Here is a 16,108-nt window from a genome sequence, read left to right as displayed (position 1 = left end):
TGCGCACGCATATATATGTGTGAGGCCGGGAGAGTCAACATGAAAAACGCAAAGGGGAGCGACCTGGATAACCACCTCGCGCTCTATGACCTCATCGGAACGCTGGCGCGGCGGCGGTTTCAGGATGCGGAGCGGTGGTTCGCCGGGCTCGGGCTCAATCACACCGAGGCGAGGTTGTTGAATCTGGTTTCCCAGCAAAAAGGCGAAGTCGCGCAAGACGTTCTGTCAGGGATGATCTTCATCGACCGGACAAATGTGGGGCGCGCGCTGAAAAGTCTCGAAGCGGCCGGTTACATTGAGCGGCGGAAAGGAGAAGCCGACAAACGGACCTATATGGTGCGCATCACAGCCGAGGGTCGCAAAGTGATTGCCTCAATCGGCAAGCTTCGCAAAAAAATGGCGAGGGCGTTTTTCAGCGAACTCAGCGCCGAGGAGGCCGGGCGAATTCTCGGCCTGCTCGAAAAGTCGCTGGAAACGGACTGACGCCGTTACATCAAGACCAGTTCGGCGTGAAGCGCGCCGGCGGCCTTGACCGACTTCAAAATGTCGATCAGCTCGCGCGGACCAACGCCGAGAGCGTTCAGCCCTTCGATCAGGTCGGAGAGCGAAACATTCTCGTCCACTTCCGCGATGCGCCGTTCCGAGTTGGTGTTCACCTCGATGGACGTGTCCGGCAGGACGATAGTTTCGCCATTGCGCGAGAAGGGGTTGGGCTGTGAGACAAAGGGCGTTTCACGCACGGTGATGGTCAGGTTTCCTTGCGTCACGGCAAAGCGGGAAATCTTCACATCGGCGCCAAGCACAACGGTGCCGGATTTCTGGTCGATGACGATACGCGCTTTCTGCTCCGGCGTGATCCGGATGTTTTCAATGCGGCCGATCAGGTGAACCGGGCTCAAGGGAGCGCCCGCCATAGCGAGCTCAATGGTGCCGGGATCGAGAATTTTCGCAATCGGTTGACCGAAAGCGTTATTGATGGCCGCTTCCACGCGGGCCGCGGTTGTAAAGTCAGGCGCGCGCAAAGCGAGATGCAGCGTTTCCATGTCTTCGAAATTAAACTCAATCTCACGTTCGACGCGGGCCCCCTGGGGGATCGATCCTGATGTCGGCGCGCCAAAGGTCACCGAGGCGCCGTCGCCTTCGGCGGAAAAGCCGCTGGCGAGAACCGGGCCTTGCGCCACGGCGTAAATCTGGCCGTCGCCGGCGTGAAGCGGCGTCATGATCAGCGTGCCGCCAAGGAGGTTCGAAGCGTCGCCAATCGCCGAAACCGTAATGTCGATCTGCGAACCGGCGCGCGCGAATGGCGGCAACGTCGCGGTGACAACAACCGCCGCGACATTGCGCGGACGAAAATCCTCGCCCTGCACATTGATGCCGAGACGCTCGAGCAGGCTCGACATGGCCTCTTCGGTATAGGGAGAATTGCGCAGGCCGTCGCCCGTGCCGTCGAGACCGACGACAAGACCATAGCCGACAAGATCGTTGCCGCGAACGCCTTCGATATTGACGATGTCTTTCAGACGCACATCGGCGGATGCGTCAGCGACAAATACAAAGCCTGCGAGAACCGCGGCGCAAAAAACTTTCAGGCGTTCAAACATTGTTATCTCAAATAATTGGTGAGAGAGAGGAGGGAGATGCGCGAGGTCATGATGTAGGAGGCTTCCAGCTGCGATTCGATTTGCTGGAGAAGCGTCGCCGCTTCATAAGGATCGCGCGCGGTGTGCTCATTATAGGTGATGCTGTAAGCCGTCTTTTCGGCCTCAAGGCGGGTTTGCGCCGCGGCGATACGCTCTTCCGAGGCGCCTATGCGGGCGCGGATGGCGGTGATGTCGCTGTCCGCCTGAATGAGGCCGCCAGCGGCTGTCGAAAGAGCTGCGCTGCGGTCTACAAAGCCGGTCTGTTCGTCGGCGACGACGACAGTGGCGAGATGGCGCAGAAGATCGCGCACGGCCTGTTCATCGGCCTTGGCGCTATAATCGACCAGTTCGCCGTCCGCGATTTCGGTGCGCGCCGCATTGCCTGAACCGCCCGTATAGATGGTCGTTTCAAAACCGCCAGCCGGGTCGTTGAAATAGGCGTCGAGATCGGTCTGCAGTTGCGCATTATCCGCGGCGCCTGCGAATATCGCGCGAACATCGGTCAGCAGCGTTTCAGCATCGGCCAGCGCCGGAAGGTTTGACGCGTCGCCCGAGAAAAGGCTGCGCCCTTCATAGCGTGTGTTGAACGCGGAAACAGCTGCGTCGAGTTGCAGCTTGGCTTTGGTGCCGGCGATATTGATGCTTGGCTCGTGGCTCTGGCCGACGGCGCTCAGGAGGTCGGCGCCAATCGTCACGATGCCGTCCCCGGCGAGGGTAAGGGCCGATTGGGAAGCTTGCGTGCGGCCGAGGGCGCGGGTCGCAGCGTCCTGGCGTGCGGTGACATCGCCGATAGCCTTGTTCAGCAGATGGACATCCCCGATCGTGCCGCCAAGCTCTGTTTTCAGATTGGCGATGCGTCCGGTGACCATTTCCGTGCGCGCCTGTTCGGCCCGTGATTTCAGGTCGGCCGCCGTGCTTGTCAGGCGGCTATATTGAAGCAGTGTGGGAAAACCGTAACCAGACATAATCAGATATCCATCAGACGGCGGATCATTTCATCCACGGCTTGAATGACGCGGGTGTTAGCCGCGTAAGACTGTTCGATGATCAGAAGATTTTGCAGCTCGCGATCGGTGTCGACGCCGGTTTCCATCTTCTCGGCCTCATAAAGGCTTTGGGACAGGGCGGAAGACGCGCCGAGCTGTTGTGAAGCGCTGGCGCTGGCGCCGCCGGCCAGTGCGATAAGGTGCGCCGCGCCTTCGCTGGCGTTGAGGTCGCCGGGCGATTGAAGCGCAGCATGAGAGGGGCGGGTGTCGGACATGGCGCTGATCAGGGCGCGCACAAACGCGTCGGAACCGGCAGGGCCTGGAACGACCGCCTGCACGCCGTCGCGCACACGCCAGACTTCGCCGCCCTGTGCAGGATCGACTGCGATATTGACTTCGATGCGGCCTGCAAGACCGTTCAGGTTCAAGACATCAGACGCCGCGCCATTGTCCGTGAACAGGCCCGGATCGCCGGGGTTGAGCGTCGGGTCGACCGCCGGATCTTCGAAGCGGCCAATCAGATCGAAAGCGAGTGCGTCAAGCGCATTCGACATTTCCGGCACGGTGTTGTCGCGGACATTGAACAATCCCGCGATGGCGCCGTTTGAAATGGTTAGCGAGCCTGGTCCGCCAGGCGTGATGTCCTTGCCTTCTACGGAGAGACCTGAGAGCGCGCCGGCGCCGCCGAGATATTCCTGGTCGGCTGTCACAAGGCTGGCGGGCGAAAACTCGACTGTGCGCGCAGTGCCGGCCAAGAGGAAGACGCCTTCCGGCGTCATCAGGTCGATCCTGCCGCCTTCACGAACCAGTTCGCGAACGGGGATCGCTTCATTGACCTTGTTGATAAGCTGTTGGCGCTGATCTTCGAGTGCAGCGACATCGCCGCCTGCGGCGGCGCCCCGCCCGATAGCGCCGTTAAGCGCTTCGATTTTCTGAAGCGCGTCGTTGACTTCGTCGACGCGCAGGCCGATTTCCTTGTCGGCGTCGCTGCGGATTTGCTGATAGCTTGAGGATATCCGGTTGAAGGACGCCGCAAGATCCTTCGCTGCCGTGACGACTTTTTGCTGCAAAGGTGTCGAATTCGGAGTTTCAGCGAGCGCACGCATCGCCGATTCCAGATTATCGTATTTCTGAAACAGGGATGATGGATCTTCCGGTCCGCCGAGCAGATTGGAAACACGCGTCATCGCGTCGGCGTTGGCGGTGTCGAAGGCAAGACCCGCATCGGCCATCCGGCGTTCATTGGTAAGAGCAGGATTGGTGGCGCGGGAGATGCCCGCGACGGAAACGCCGGCGCCCATGCCGTCTGTCACGCGTTCTGCGAGATTTACATCGCGACGGTTGTACCCTTCGGTCAACGCGTTTGCGATGTTGTTGGACGCAACTCCGGCGCGCCGCGAAGCCGCGGTCAGGCCGGAAGCTGCATTGTTCAGCGCCTGAGAGATAGACATGAGACGCCTCCTGTTTCCTACTCGTTACTTGAGCGCCTAGCGGATGATGTCAGTCGTTTCCTGCAACATCTCATCGACCGTCTGAATGATCTTGGCGTTCGATGAATAAGCGCGCTGCGTCTGGATAAGGTCCGTCAGTTCCGCGGCGATATCGGTCGTGGATTCTGTCAGCGAATATCCTTCGGTGGTGCCTGTGGGGCCGTCGCCGGCATCCCAGAAATAAACGTCGCCGGAATTTTGCGTGATGGCGAAGGCGGAGTTGCCCACTGCATCAAGGCCCGCAAAGTTTGGAACGTCCGCAACCGGGATCTGGAAAATTGTGCGGCGGAAGCCGGTGTCATAGACAGCCTGCAAAATGCCGCGTTCGTCGATTTCGATAGAGCTCAAATTACCGATGGGGGCGCCGTCCTTGGTCACCGTCAGCGGCGAGAAGCTGGCTGAAAGCTGGGTCAGGGCGGAAGTGCCGGAAGAGGTGCCAACGAAAATATCGACGGCCTGGCTCGCTGTTGTGATGGAGATGTCGCCTGTGGCCGGGTCATAAGCGGCGCCGGCGCCTGGCGTAACAGAGGCAATGGAGCCCCCGGCGGAGACTGTGTCGTCGAACACGACGGTGAAGGTCGCAATGACGGTCGCCGGATTGCCGGCCTGGTCATAGATGTTCACGGTCCATTCGTTCGTCGCCGGATCGCCAGGGTTTGTCGGAGGCGTCGGGATGAATTCGAAGTCGAGCGTCTGCGAACGGCCCAGCGTATCGTAATATTCGATCGGCAGGTCATAAGTGTTCGCCGGCGCGCCGTCTTCCGTTTCCGTCGCCGGCAGATTGACGCCGAGCGTGATGTTCTGGGTCGGTGAAACCGCATTCTGGTTCAGGTTCGTGCGCACGGGCTCAAGACCGGCGATAGAGTCGCGAACCGGCGCCGTGACATTGCCGTTCACATCCGCGGGCCAGCCCAGAAGGTGAAGACCGCTCTGGGTGCGCAGATAACCCGACTCATCGGTGTAGAACGAACCGGTTGAGGTTAGCATCAATGTACGGTCGCTGGAGGCCTGATTGAGGCTGGCGCCGTCGGTGACGGCGAGCATGCCGCGGCCGGAGATTGAGATGTCAGTGGCGTTCGATGTCGTAACCAGCGAGCCTTGCGCGCCGGCGTCGCGATAGGTGAGCGCGCGCACGCCGCCGGCGTTATAGTCGCCGTTTGATTGCGCCAGAACCATGTCCGCGAATTCTGTGTCAGCTCGCTTGTACCCATAGGTCTGCGAGTTCGCGATGTTGTCCGAAATCGTGCTGAGCTTAACCGCGTTTACCGCAAGACCCATAACCCCGGCGTTCAGCGCTGACGAAATCCCCATATCAATCTCCAGTCGAGAAAAAAATTTTACTACTGGCGTTAGCTTTATCGCTGTTGTGTTTAAAGAACCCCTAATGAACAAGCGGGTTTTTAGGTTATTTTTTCGTCAGCAAGGTAATTGCGATACGCCGGTTCTGCGGGGCCAGAGAGTCGCTGGAGAAAGGTTCTGTCGCTGCTTTGCCGGTAACCTGAACGATCTGTTCGTTGGCGATGCCGTTTTTGATCAGCGCCCGCCTGGCGGCGAGGGCGCGATCGGTGGACAGCTCCCAATTCGTGTAATTTGCGTTAACGGAAAAGGCGCGCGCATCGGTGTGACCGATGATCGCCATGTCGTTTGAGACTGTCGCGAGAACGGGTCCGATGACTTCCAGGAGATCATACAACAATTTGGACGGCGTCGATGAACCGAGATTGAAAAGCGGTTCGCCATCGGCGTCCACAAGCTCGATCACCAGCCCGTCCGGCGTCATGCGCGTATGAATATGTTCGGAAAGGCCGCCTTCCAGCGCCTGTACGGATTTGGCGTCGATCTGGTCCTGCACGTCTTCGAGGCTGTTCGCGGCGGCGCCTTCGTTCAGTTCCTGCTGCCTTTGCGCGCCTGCGTCTTCGCCATCGCCGGCGCCGAGATCGTCATCCATCCCGCGGCCTTCCTTGGCCCCGTTGAGGTCGAATTCGTCGCTGTCCCCGTCATTTTCGAGCACTTTGCTCTTGGGAAACTCGTTGTCGGAACCAGCCCGGTTGGACACAGCGCTGTCTTCTGAAAAGACGGATTCGCCATTCAGCGCGCCATTGCCGCCGCCGGAAATCCGGCTGACCGGAATGGAAGGGTTGAAATAGTCTGCTAGGCCTTTGCGCTGGTCTTCCGTGGTTGCGTTCAGGAGCCACATCAACAGAAAGAACGCCATCATCGCCGTCACGAAGTCGGCATAGGCGACTTTCCACGCGCCGCCATGATGCCCGCCGCCGGCGATCACCTTCTTCTTCTTGATGATGATCGGCGCTTCGCCTTTACTGCGGCCAGCCATCCATTCCACCTGATTGCAATCGAATGAACGGGTTAACCTAAACTCCTTACGGTGAGTTTTACGCGTTTACGCAATTTACAACTATTGATGGTTGATATGGTTTCCGACATGTAAACAAGAGTACCGGGGTCGAAACGCGGATGAGCGGCGAAAACGCGAAAATCATCAAAAAGAAAATGGCTGCATCGGGAAAAGATCCCGGGCCGCTGCATCTGATTGCCGATTTGCCGCAGCGTATGGGCGCGGAGGCGGCGGGCGCCTTTACAGAATTTTACGGCGAGAAATGCCAGCTTGCGGAAACCGAGCCTGCGCATTTCGCCAATCTCGACGACGCGCTCACTGACTATGCCGGCAAAGACGGGATTTATCATTTCCGCTACAATATCGAGCAGGATTTCATCATCGTTCTCGATATTGACACATCTTTGCGGGCCGCCGGCTGGTCGCTGGCCGGGGCGAAGGACATGCCCGATCCGATGCCGGACTCCGTCAGCGCCATCGACCGGCGCCTCGCCAAGAAGCTGGCGATCCGTTCGGCTGAACTGATTTTTTCCAAAGCCGATGCGGCCGGCGTCATGCGCGGCAGTGTTGAATTGATGGCGAGCGGCAATGATCCGCGCCGGTTCGATTTCACGGATGAAAAACAGCGGGTCGTTTGTGCGACCTATTCGGTCAAGACGCTGGAAGAAGAAACGCTCGGGACCATCCGCGTGATCGCACCGGAACGACTGACAGTCGCCATGCGGGACTATTACGACAATGCGGTGCCGCGGGCGCAGGCGAAATGGAAAAGCGATCTCTTAAAGCTTGCGGCCATGTCGCCGATCGAACTCCGCGCCGATCTCACTGAAGAAGATATCACGCTCGGGACGCTCATGAATTTGGCGCCGGGGCAGGTGATCAATCTGACGACCGCGACGATCGATGAAATTACGGTCTATTCGGCTCTGCCGACCAAGTCGAAGCTGCAACTGATGGCTGCGCTCGGCAACCGCGACGGCGCAAGGGCCCTTAAAATCAAGTCCGTAGCGTACTAAACGGCCAGTTTGACTGGGGCTCTTTGGGCAGGCAAAGTCCGGCCCAGAGAATCTGCATCAAAGGGCTTTTTCATGACATTGCGACTTACCGCTGCGCTTGCGGCGTCTATTGTTTTATCCGCCTGCGGCCAGAACGGATCTGAGCCGGCGACATCTTCTGAGACAGCGGCGTCCGACGCCGAACAGGTTACGCTCGCATCTGTCAGCGAGGAAAATCTGCGCGCGCGCATCGCGACCCTTGCGTCAGACGAATTTGAGGGCCGGGCCCCCGCGACGCCGGGCGGCGCGAAAACCCGCGAATGGCTCATAAATGAAATGAAAGCCATCGGTCTCGAACCGGGCAATGGCGACAGTTACGAACAGCCGGTGCCGCTGGTGGAGCTGACGGTTCAGCCGGACGCTTCGAGCCTGGCCATCAATGGCGATGTTCTGGAGCTTGGACCCGAGACTGTTTACTGGACCAAGCGCGTCGAGGAAGATGTCGCTTTCGCTGACAGCGATCTCGTTTTTGTCGGCTATGGCGTCGTGGCGCCGGAATATGGCTGGAACGATTACGAAGGCGTCGATGTGACGGGCAAGACCGTCGTCATCCTCGTCAACGATCCGGGTTACGCCACCCAAGACCCCGACCTCTTCAACGGCCGCTCCATGACCTATTACGGCCGCTGGACTTATAAATATGAAGAAGCGGCGCGTCAGGGCGCCGCCGCTGCGCTGATCATTCACCAAACGGCGCCCGCCGCTTATGGCTGGGGCGTTGTCGAGGGAAGCTGGTCCGGCCCGCAACTCGATCTCGAACGTCCCGATGGCGGGGCGGGGCGCGTCGCGCTGGAAGGCTGGGTGCAGGAACCCGTCGCCCGCGATCTGTTCGCGCAGGCCGGTCTCGATTTCGACGCTGTGACGGCGTCGGCGCATGAAGCCGGGTTCAAAGCCATTCCCATGGATGGCCTTAAAGCCTCCGGGAGTTTGAAAAACACCATCCGCCGCTCGAATTCAGCGAATGTTGTCGGCATTCTTCCGGGCACAGAACATCCGGACGAATATGTGCTTTATATGGGCCATTGGGATCATCTCGGCGTTGGTCCGGCTGATGAAAATGGCGACACGATTTCGAACGGCGCCGTTGACAACGCCACCGGCACCGCGGCGATCCTTTCCATTGCGGAAGCTTTCGCCAACTCAACGCCGAAACCGAAACGCTCAATCATGGTGGTTGCGGTGACGGCTGAAGAATCCGGCCTGCTTGGCTCGGCTTATCTCGGCGAAGCGCCGATTGTGCCGTTCGCACAGATTGTCGGCGGGATTAATATTGACGGCGTTCTGCCGCTGCCGCCCGCCAAGGATATTATCGTTGTCGGCTATGGCGCGTCGGAGCTTGAAGATCTTCTGAAAGTCGCTGCGGATACGCGCGGCGTTTATCTGCGTCCCGACGCGGAGCCGGAGAAAGGCTATTTCTATCGCTCCGACCATATCTCGCTCGCCAAGAAAGGCGTGCCCATGCTCTACGCCGACGCCGGTCTCGATCTCATCGATGGCGGCGAGGAAGCGGGCCGGGCGCTCGCCGAAGATTATACCGCAAACCGCTATCACAAGCCGGCGGATAATTATTCGCCGGATTGGGATCTGACCGGCATGACCCAGTCCATGAACACCCTCATGGAAGTCGGGGCGGCCATGGCTTATTCTGACGACTGGCCGAACTGGTATGAGGGCAATGAGTTCCGAGCGCTGCGCGATGAACAGCGCGCCGCCGCTAAATAATCAGGACGCTTTGGCGCCAAGCGCGCGGCAGCGGCTGAAAAGCTTTGCTGCGCGCTTGTCGCTGAGATTGTAGGCCCCGCCGACCAGGGTTTCGTGCACAGGTTTAAATCCTGACATGCCGAGAATGCCGGTTTCAAATCCCTTGACCCCGGCGCCGCCGAAAACGAGTTTGTACGCGGCGGCGGGCATGCCCATAGTGACGATGACGCGCGCTGATTTGCCTTTCAGCATCTTCATCGGCCAGCCATGTTCGCCTTCCTTGATGGCGAAATTGCCTCGGGCAAGCTGTTCGAAAAACGCTTTCACAAGCGCTGGCATGGTTCCCATCCACAAGGGATAGATAATCACCACATGGCTGGCGGCGCTGATGGCGTTTTGCGCCTTGATCATGTCGCCGGCGGCGGGCTTTTCAAAATCCGCAGGGTCGCGCAGGAAATTGATGTCCATTTCAGCGAGGGCCAGGGTTTTGACCTTATGCCCGGCTTCTTTGGCGCCGGCCTTGTAGGCCTCGGCAAGCGCGTGACAGAGATGACTTTTATCGCGGTGCGGATGCCCGTCGATGATGCAGATTGTCTCGCTCATGGTTGTTTGCTCTCTTAATGGAGGCGGCCGCGCGCTCCCATGGCGACAGCCTCAAGGCGTGGCAGGTCTGCGATTGAGAAAACGCGCGCAGCCTCCATCACTATGATTTGCTGTTTCTTGAGTTCAGTCAGCGTGCGGCAGACGGTTTCGATGGTGAGGCCCAGATGGTCGGCAATGTCCTGACGGCTCATGGCGAGATGCGTCGTGTGTTGGTTATCGGCGTCATCGGCAAGCCGCAGAAGAAAAGTCGCCACGCGCTGCATCGCGCTCATGCGGCCGATCATCACCATGCGCTCGCGCGCGCGGTGAAGGCGCGTCATCAATGTGTCGAGAAAGCTCGCTGACAGCGCGGGGGAGGCGGCGACGGTTTTCATAAAGGCGTCGCGCGGATAACAGCGCACGGCGCAGCTCGTAATCGCTTCGGCGGTATGGAGCTGGTCGCTGCTTTCGGAGAAGCCGAACATGTCGCCCGCCTTGTAGAACTCGGCGACCTGCCGCTTGCCGTCTTCGAGCGTGTTATATTCCTTCATCGCGCCGGACATGATCTCGTAGCAATAGTCAGCGTCCTCGCCTTCCACATACAGCGTCTCACCGGCTTTCAGGTGTTTGATGCAGACGCTTGCGCCCATGCCGTCCACGAGCGCCGCCGTGAAGATTATGGGAGCCTCAAGGCTGTTGCGGTCAAGCTTGTCCATCGCCGTTTCCTTATCTCGGTTACGGGTATGACTTAAGAGGGTAACGCGGAGCGGTTGAATCGGGGCGAATGCGTATTGGCGGGAGAGGAATGGCGAACGCCTACGTAGAATTACGTAGGGCGGCGCTGATCAGGCGATCAGGCCCAGCGCCAGCCCCATGCGCACGAGTTCGGCGACGGAGCCGGCTTCCATTTTGGTCATGACTTTCTGGCGATGGACTTCGACCGTGCGCGGGCTGACATCGAGGGTGCGGGCGATTTCCTTGTTGGCGCCGCCCTTGACGATTTCGACCATGACCTCGCGCTCGCGCGGGGTAAGGGTTTCCATCCGCGCGGTCAGGGCCGCCGGGGCGGAGCCCGCCGCGCCGTGGCCCGCCAGCGCCGGATCGAGCGCCCGGTCAAGGGCGGCGGTGACTTCATCGGCGGTGAAGGGCTTTTCAAGGAAACTGACTGCGCCATTTTGCATCGCACGAACGGCCATGGCGATATCGCCATGAGCGGTCATCACAACAACCGGGAGCGACACACTGTCTGCGCGCAGCTTTTCCTGAAGCTCCAGCCCCTGAATGCCAGGCATTCTGACATCGACAAGCAGGACAGCGCCGCCGAGATCGAGCCCGGAAATGGCTTCCAGAAAAGCGTCGCCGGAGGGGAATACCGTGACGTCATAATCCGCGGCTTTTAACAGCGCGCTGACGCCGCGCTGAACCGCAAGATCATCGTCGACCAGAAAGACTTTTCCTTTTGAAGCCATGATCAGGCGTCTTCCTTCGCGGCAGGGAGTTTCACGACGAAAATCGTTCCGGCCGGGTGATTGTCCACGGCGTAGATCTCGCCCTTATGAGCCTCAACGATGGATTTGGAAATGGAAAGGCCAATGCCCATGCCGTCTTCCTTGGTGGTGGCGAAAGGCTCGAAAAGCCGCTTTTTCATCTCGTCCGTAATGCCCGACCCCGTGTCGGCGATGCGCATCTCCACATATTCTCCGGCGCTTGCCGTTGCGATGGTGAGTTGCTTGTTTTGGGTTCCCTGCATGGCGTCGACTGCGTTGCGAATGAGATTCACAATCACCTGCTGCATCTGGATTCGATCGACCGTGGCTGACCCTGCATGACTGTCGAGAGCGCTCGCCACCATCACGCCATCGGTTTCCGCGCCGATCAGCGCGATCAGGCAGCTTTCCTCAACAATGCGGTTGATGGAATGGAGCGCTCTTTCGGTTTCGCGATTACGCAGAAAATCGCGCATCTGTTTGATGACGCCGCTGGCGCGCCGTATCTCCGATACAGCATCCTCGATAAGCGCGAGCGCGTCTTCCTTGCCGTCAAAAGTCTTCTTTTTCAAGGTGAGCGAGACCGCGCCGGCAAGGCTCGCGGCGGCGGTCAAAGGCTGGTTCAATTCGTGCGCGATCGAGGTTGCAATCTCGCCCATGGCGCCGATGCGGCCCGCATGCTGAAGCTGAAGCTGGGTGTCCTCGAGGCGGCGCTCGGTTGCTTTCTGTCGGCTTACATCTTCAATAAAGCCCACAAAAATGCGCTCACCATTATGGGATTCAGAAATCTCGAACTCGGAAATATGCAGCACCGCAGGAAAGGCGTCGCCATTTTTGCGGCGCGCCGAAACAGGACGGGCCCTGCCTATAATTCGGGCTTTCCCGGTTTCGAGATAGCGCCGCATATAGCCGTCATGCAGAGAATGGTCCGGTTCCGGCATCAAAATGCTGACATTCTTCCCAAGAACCTCGTCTTCGGAGAACCCGAACATGGCCTGCGCCATGCGGCTGAAGATCAGGATCTCACCCGATTCATTGATCGTGATGACGGCGTTCGGGGAGGCGTTGATGACCGACCGCAGGAATCGCTCGCCCTCCATATTGTCGCCTTGTCCCGTCATGGGGTCATCCGTGGTTGATTCGTTAACAAATGGTGCTTCAAGTGAAGCCTTTTTCGAAGATAGGCGGGGGCGGGGCCTAGCGCGGTTGCTCATTTTGTCGCAGATGCGAAGAAAAGCAGCGCCGCTTGATCTCAATCAACCCTAAAATGTGTTTGAATCTTCATCTAGATTCATTGCATGCGGGATTATCGGAGGGCGCGTCGCGTCGCTTGGCCCGCTCACATCTTTCGCGCCATTTCCGGCGCAAATTCGACGGGGAACAATATGGCTCACACTCGCGTCGCCCAACGCGGTCTCGGCACGGACGGAATGCTGATCGCGCTCGCGCTTGGCATTGGCGTTTTTTATTGGCTCTTTGTCGCCGCGCGCGCCATCGATCCGCTGATGTCGTTTCACGCCTATGTCTTTATCCTCGCTTTCATCGCCGGGCTTTTCGGCCTTGTGATGTATGCGACCCAGCCGCCGGCGGACGAAACCGGATATCAAACGGCGGTGATCAAGGCGGGCGTTTTTGCATCGACCTTCTGGGGCGTTGCCGGTTTTCTGGTGGGCGTCATTATCGCCTTTCAGCTCGCCTTTCCGAATATTCTTTATTTTGACCAGCTCGGCTGGACGAATTTCGGACGGTTGCGGCCCTTGCACACCTCGGCGGTGATTTTCGCCTTTGGCGGAAACGTCCTGATCGCGACTTCGTTTTATGTAGTGCAGCGCACTTGCCGTGCGCGCCTCGCGGGCGGGCTGGCGCCATGGTTTGTGTTCTGGGGCTATCAGCTTTTCATCGTCATTGCCGCGACCGGATACCTTTCCGGCGTCACCCAGTCGCGCGAATACGCTGAGCCGGAATGGTACGCCGATCTCTGGCTGACGATTGTCTGGGTGGTGTATCTGCTCACCTTCCTCGGCACGATCTGGAAGCGTAAAGAGCCGCACATTTATGTGGCGAACTGGTTCTACCTCTCTTTCATCGTCACCATCGCGATGCTGCACATCGTCAACAACCTCGCGATTCCTGTGTCGATTGCGGGATCGAAGAGCTACTCCCTGTTCGCAGGCGTGCAGGATGCGCTGACCCAGTGGTGGTACGGCCATAACGCCGTGGGCTTCTTCCTCACCACGGGCTTCCTCGCGATCATGTATTATTTCATTCCGAAGCGGGCGGAGCGGCCGGTCTATTCCTACCGGCTTTCCATTGTCCACTTCTGGTCGCTGATCTTCATCTATATCTGGGCGGGCCCGCACCATCTCCATTATACGGCCTTGCCGGAATGGGCGCAGACGCTCGGCATGACCTTCTCGATCATGTTGTGGATGCCGTCCTGGGGCGGGATGATCAACGGTCTGATGACCTTGTCCGGCGCCTGGGATAAACTCCGCACCGATCCGGTGTTGCGGATGATGGTTGTGTCCGTCGCATTCTACGGCATGTCTACATTCGAAGGGCCGGTGATGTCGGTGCGCGCGGTGAACTCCCTGTCGCACTACACCGACTGGACCATCGGCCATGTGCATTCCGGCGCTCTTGGCTGGGTCGGCTACATCTCCTTCGGCGCGCTTTATTGCCTCGTGCCGTGGCTGTGGAAACGCAAGGATCTATACAGCCGTGCGCTGGTTGAGTGGCATTTCTGGATTTCGACCATCGGCATCGTTCTCTACATCACCTCGATGTGGGTGTCGGGGATCATGCAAGGCCTGATGTGGCGCGCTTATAACGCCTTCGGCTTCCTTGAATTCTCCTTTGTGGAAACCGTGGAGGCGATGCACCCCTATTATATCATCCGGGGAACCGGCGGGACGTTGTTCCTGATCGGCGCGCTCATCATGGCGTACAATCTGTGGCGGACGGCGCGCGGCGATCTGCGCGTTGGCGAGAAACGGCCCTATATGGCGCCGCAACCTGCGCTGGCGGAATAGGGAGACTTCAATGCTGAACCGTCACGAACTTCTTGAAAAGCACGGCTGGCTTCTCACAACCGCCATCCTCGTCGTCGTAGCGATCGGCGGCATCGTAGAAATCGCGCCGCTGTTTTATCTCGAATCGACCATCGAAAAGGTGGAGGGGGTCCGGCCCTATTCACCGCTCGAACAGAAGGGCCGCAACATCTACATCCGCGAGGGCTGCTATCTGTGCCATAGCCAGCAGGTGCGTCCGTTGCGCGACGAGGTGGAGCGCTACGGCCATTATTCGCTCGCGGCCGAGAGCATGTATGATCACCCGTTCCAGTGGGGCTCGAAACGCACCGGACCCGATCTGGCGCGTGTTGGCGGTAAATATTCAGATGACTGGCACCGCCAGCATATGATCGATCCGCGCAGTCTCGTGCCGGAGTCGGTCATGCCGCCTTACAAGTTTCTCGCTGAAAAGCATCTTGATTACGAGCATATTGAGGCTGACCTGAAGGCCCTGCGCGCCGTGGGCGTTCCCTATACGGATGAGATGATCGAGAACGCAAAGGCTGACATCCACACCCAGCTCGATCCTTTCGCGGATGATTATGACGCCTTCATGGCCCGTTATCCCAAAGCGCAGGTGCGCGACTTCGATGGCGATCCGCGTAATGTGACCGAAATGGATGCGCTGATCGCTTACATGCAGATCCTCGGCACTATGGTCGATTTCGAGACCTACAAGGCCGAAGAGAATTACCGGTAGGGCTGTGTAATGTATGAAAAACTTTCATCCTTTGCGCAAACCGGCGGGCTCATTCTGTTCATTATCGCCTTTGTGCTGGTGCTGATTTACGCGCTGGCGCCGGGCAACAAGAAAAAATTCGACGAGGCCAAGCGTATTCCGCTAGAAGATGAGGAAGATGGCGATGTCAGATAAGGAAATCGACGAGACGACCGGCGTCGAAACCACAGGCCACTCCTGGGACGACATCAGGGAGTTGAACAACCCGCTGCCGCGCTGGTGGCTGATTGTCTGGTATATCAGCATCGTCTGGGCGATCGGTTACTGGGTGGTGATGCCGTCATGGCCCGGCATTACCGGGTATCTCAAAGGCACGCGCAATCATTCCGAGCGCGCCAATGTCGAGGTGGCGGTCGCCGAGCTTGACGCCCAACGCGCCGACGCCACGCGGCGCCTTCTGACCGCACCGAACATGGAGGCGATCGAGAACGATCCCGATCTTCAGGCCTTTGCGCTCGCCGCCGGGGAATCGCTTTTTGGCGACAACTGCGCCACCTGTCACGGCGCGGGCGGGCAGGGCTTCAAAGGCTATCCCAACCTCAATGACGATGACTGGCTGTGGGGCGGCAAGCTCGAAGATATTCGCCAGACCATCCGCTACGGCATTCGCTCCGATCATGCGCAGGCTCATCTGTCCCTCATGCAGGCTTACGGCGCGGGCGGGTTGTTGCCGCGCGAGACGGTGGACGATCTTGTTCATTATGTGCGCAGTCTCTCGGGGCAGGAGCATGACGAAGCGGCGGCAATGCGCGCGGCGCCGGTGTTTCAGGTGCAATGCGTTCAATGCCATGGCGCCGAAGGCAAGGGCGATCAGTCGCAGGGCGCGCCGAACCTCACCGACCCCATATGGCTTTATGGCGGTGACGCGATGACGATCCGTGAAACCCTCTGGAATGGTCGCGGCGGCGTCATGCCCACTTGGGAAGGGCGGTTGAGCGAAGAAGAAATCCTCGCGCTTGCCGTTTATGTCCACTCACTTGGCGGCGGCGAGTAGCCGCCCG

At 59.0% G+C, this 16,108-nt stretch carries 16 protein-coding genes; 7 read left to right on the top strand and 9 right to left on the bottom strand.

All coding sequences use genetic code 11. The annotated features are described in order from the left end of the window. The first annotated feature begins 39 nt into the window (after nucleotides 1-39). Nucleotides 40-483 carry a MarR family winged helix-turn-helix transcriptional regulator gene (locus ACFOOP_RS17120; protein ID WP_379882370.1) on the top strand — a complete coding sequence of 148 codons (444 nt, stop codon included), beginning with the start codon at nucleotides 40-42 and terminating at the stop codon, nucleotides 481-483. Between the two features lie 5 nt (nucleotides 484-488). On the opposite strand, the gene ACFOOP_RS17115 is transcribed toward ACFOOP_RS17120, so the two are convergent. From ACFOOP_RS17115 to ACFOOP_RS17095, 5 genes are all read right to left on the bottom strand, one after another. Next, complete coding sequence (locus tag ACFOOP_RS17115) at nucleotides 489-1,601, bottom strand: flagellar basal body P-ring protein FlgI (protein WP_379882369.1); 1,113 nt, start codon at nucleotides 1,599-1,601, stop codon at nucleotides 489-491. Nucleotides 1,602-1,603: 2 nt separating this feature from the next. Then, complete coding sequence (locus ACFOOP_RS17110) at nucleotides 1,604-2,605, bottom strand: flagellin (protein WP_379882368.1); 1,002 nt, start codon at nucleotides 2,603-2,605, stop codon at nucleotides 1,604-1,606. A 2-nt stretch (nucleotides 2,606-2,607) separates the two neighbouring features. Then, nucleotides 2,608-4,077 (bottom strand): flagellar hook-associated protein FlgK, encoded by a 1,470-nt coding sequence (flgK, locus tag ACFOOP_RS17105; RefSeq protein WP_379882367.1) that lies wholly within the window; start codon nucleotides 4,075-4,077, stop codon nucleotides 2,608-2,610. 36 nt (nucleotides 4,078-4,113) lie between these two features. After that, a complete protein-coding gene (locus ACFOOP_RS17100) occupies nucleotides 4,114-5,427 on the bottom strand; it encodes a flagellar hook protein FlgE (protein WP_379882366.1) in 1,314 nt (437 codons plus the stop codon). 94 nt (nucleotides 5,428-5,521) lie between these two features. After that, complete coding sequence (locus tag ACFOOP_RS17095; protein ID WP_379882365.1) at nucleotides 5,522-6,451, bottom strand: flagellar motor protein MotB; 930 nt, start codon at nucleotides 6,449-6,451, stop codon at nucleotides 5,522-5,524. A 140-nt stretch (nucleotides 6,452-6,591) separates the two neighbouring features. Here ACFOOP_RS17095 and ACFOOP_RS17090 point away from each other — a divergent pair, with 140 nt between their 5' ends. Both ACFOOP_RS17090 and ACFOOP_RS17085 read left to right on the top strand, forming a co-directional pair. Then, nucleotides 6,592-7,488, top strand: coding sequence for a FliM/FliN family flagellar motor switch protein (locus ACFOOP_RS17090; protein ID WP_379882364.1), 897 nt, complete (start codon nucleotides 6,592-6,594; stop codon nucleotides 7,486-7,488). A 72-nt stretch (nucleotides 7,489-7,560) separates the two neighbouring features. Further along, nucleotides 7,561-9,249 carry a M28 family metallopeptidase gene (locus tag ACFOOP_RS17085; protein WP_379882363.1) on the top strand — a complete coding sequence of 563 codons (1,689 nt, stop codon included), beginning with the start codon at nucleotides 7,561-7,563 and terminating at the stop codon, nucleotides 9,247-9,249. Here the strand turns inward: ACFOOP_RS17085 and ACFOOP_RS17080 are convergent, their stop codons facing one another. The 4 genes from ACFOOP_RS17080 to ACFOOP_RS17065 all read right to left on the bottom strand — a co-directional run bounded on the left by ACFOOP_RS17080 (nucleotide 9,250) and on the right by ACFOOP_RS17065 (nucleotide 12,418). Next, nucleotides 9,250-9,831, bottom strand: coding sequence for an NAD(P)H-dependent oxidoreductase (locus tag ACFOOP_RS17080; protein WP_379882362.1), 582 nt, complete (start codon nucleotides 9,829-9,831; stop codon nucleotides 9,250-9,252). Nucleotides 9,832-9,845: 14 nt separating this feature from the next. Beyond that, the gene (locus ACFOOP_RS17075) at nucleotides 9,846-10,526 is read right to left on the bottom strand and encodes a helix-turn-helix domain-containing protein (protein WP_379882361.1); all 681 of its coding nucleotides are present in this window, start codon (nucleotides 10,524-10,526) and stop codon (nucleotides 9,846-9,848) included. A gap of 129 nt (nucleotides 10,527-10,655) precedes the next feature. Beyond that, nucleotides 10,656-11,279, bottom strand: a complete 624-nt coding sequence (locus ACFOOP_RS17070; protein ID WP_379882360.1) for a response regulator transcription factor — start codon at nucleotides 11,277-11,279, stop codon at nucleotides 10,656-10,658. Between the two features lie 2 nt (nucleotides 11,280-11,281). Beyond that, nucleotides 11,282-12,418: a two-component system sensor histidine kinase NtrB gene (locus ACFOOP_RS17065; protein ID WP_379882359.1), complete on the bottom strand. Its 1,137-nt coding sequence runs from the start codon at nucleotides 12,416-12,418 to the stop codon at nucleotides 11,282-11,284. A gap of 264 nt (nucleotides 12,419-12,682) precedes the next feature. Between ACFOOP_RS17065 and ccoN the strand changes: the two genes are divergently transcribed. The 4 genes from ccoN to ccoP are packed head-to-tail and all read left to right on the top strand — an operon-like array spanning nucleotide 12,683 to nucleotide 16,101. Further along, complete coding sequence (ccoN, locus tag ACFOOP_RS17060) at nucleotides 12,683-14,329, top strand: cytochrome-c oxidase, cbb3-type subunit I (RefSeq protein WP_379882358.1); 1,647 nt, start codon at nucleotides 12,683-12,685, stop codon at nucleotides 14,327-14,329. Nucleotides 14,330-14,339: 10 nt separating this feature from the next. Beyond that, nucleotides 14,340-15,068 (top strand): cytochrome-c oxidase, cbb3-type subunit II, encoded by a 729-nt coding sequence (ccoO, locus tag ACFOOP_RS17055; protein ID WP_379882357.1) that lies wholly within the window; start codon nucleotides 14,340-14,342, stop codon nucleotides 15,066-15,068. A gap of 9 nt (nucleotides 15,069-15,077) precedes the next feature. After that, nucleotides 15,078-15,242, top strand: coding sequence for a cbb3-type cytochrome c oxidase subunit 3 (locus ACFOOP_RS17050; RefSeq protein ID WP_379882356.1), 165 nt, complete (start codon nucleotides 15,078-15,080; stop codon nucleotides 15,240-15,242). Further along, nucleotides 15,232-16,101: a cytochrome-c oxidase, cbb3-type subunit III gene (gene ccoP, locus ACFOOP_RS17045; RefSeq protein WP_379882355.1), complete on the top strand. Its 870-nt coding sequence runs from the start codon at nucleotides 15,232-15,234 to the stop codon at nucleotides 16,099-16,101. Before ACFOOP_RS17050 ends, ccoP begins: the two co-directional genes overlap by 11 nt. Nucleotides 16,102-16,108: the final 7 nt, after the last annotated feature.

It is taken from the genome of Hyphococcus aureus (genome assembly GCF_042643165.1).
In the GTDB taxonomy this organism is placed as follows: Bacteria; Pseudomonadota; Alphaproteobacteria; order Caulobacterales; family Parvularculaceae; genus Hyphococcus; species Hyphococcus aureus.
Note: the sequence above shows the minus strand (reverse complement) of the source record. Positions and strands in the feature narration are given on the sequence as shown.

Excerpts from the sequence above, each read along its gene's own strand:
- ccoP (WP_379882355.1), top strand. The coding sequence starts at position 15,232 with ATGTCAGATAAGGAAATCGACGAGACGACCGGCGTCGAAACCACAGGC.
- flgK (WP_379882367.1), bottom strand. The coding sequence starts at position 4,077 with ATGTCTATCTCTCAGGCGCTGAACAATGCAGCTTCCGGCCTGACCGCG.
- ACFOOP_RS17095 (WP_379882365.1), bottom strand. The coding sequence starts at position 6,451 with ATGGCTGGCCGCAGTAAAGGCGAAGCGCCGATCATCATCAAGAAGAAG.
- ACFOOP_RS17115 (WP_379882369.1), bottom strand. The coding sequence starts at position 1,601 with ATGTTTGAACGCCTGAAAGTTTTTTGCGCCGCGGTTCTCGCAGGCTTT.
- ACFOOP_RS17085 (WP_379882363.1), top strand. The coding sequence starts at position 7,561 with ATGACATTGCGACTTACCGCTGCGCTTGCGGCGTCTATTGTTTTATCC.
- ACFOOP_RS17120 (WP_379882370.1), top strand. The coding sequence starts at position 40 with ATGAAAAACGCAAAGGGGAGCGACCTGGATAACCACCTCGCGCTCTAT.
- ccoN (WP_379882358.1), top strand. The coding sequence starts at position 12,683 with ATGGCTCACACTCGCGTCGCCCAACGCGGTCTCGGCACGGACGGAATG.
- ACFOOP_RS17090 (WP_379882364.1), top strand. The coding sequence starts at position 6,592 with ATGAGCGGCGAAAACGCGAAAATCATCAAAAAGAAAATGGCTGCATCG.
- ccoO (WP_379882357.1), top strand. The coding sequence starts at position 14,340 with ATGCTGAACCGTCACGAACTTCTTGAAAAGCACGGCTGGCTTCTCACA.
- ACFOOP_RS17050 (WP_379882356.1), top strand. The coding sequence starts at position 15,078 with ATGTATGAAAAACTTTCATCCTTTGCGCAAACCGGCGGGCTCATTCTG.
- ACFOOP_RS17080 (WP_379882362.1), bottom strand. The coding sequence starts at position 9,831 with ATGAGCGAGACAATCTGCATCATCGACGGGCATCCGCACCGCGATAAA.
- ACFOOP_RS17065 (WP_379882359.1), bottom strand. The coding sequence starts at position 12,418 with ATGACGGGACAAGGCGACAATATGGAGGGCGAGCGATTCCTGCGGTCG.
- ACFOOP_RS17110 (WP_379882368.1), bottom strand. The coding sequence starts at position 2,605 with ATGTCTGGTTACGGTTTTCCCACACTGCTTCAATATAGCCGCCTGACA.
- ACFOOP_RS17075 (WP_379882361.1), bottom strand. The coding sequence starts at position 10,526 with ATGGACAAGCTTGACCGCAACAGCCTTGAGGCTCCCATAATCTTCACG.
- ACFOOP_RS17100 (WP_379882366.1), bottom strand. The coding sequence starts at position 5,427 with ATGGGGATTTCGTCAGCGCTGAACGCCGGGGTTATGGGTCTTGCGGTA.
- ACFOOP_RS17070 (WP_379882360.1), bottom strand. The coding sequence starts at position 11,279 with ATGGCTTCAAAAGGAAAAGTCTTTCTGGTCGACGATGATCTTGCGGTT.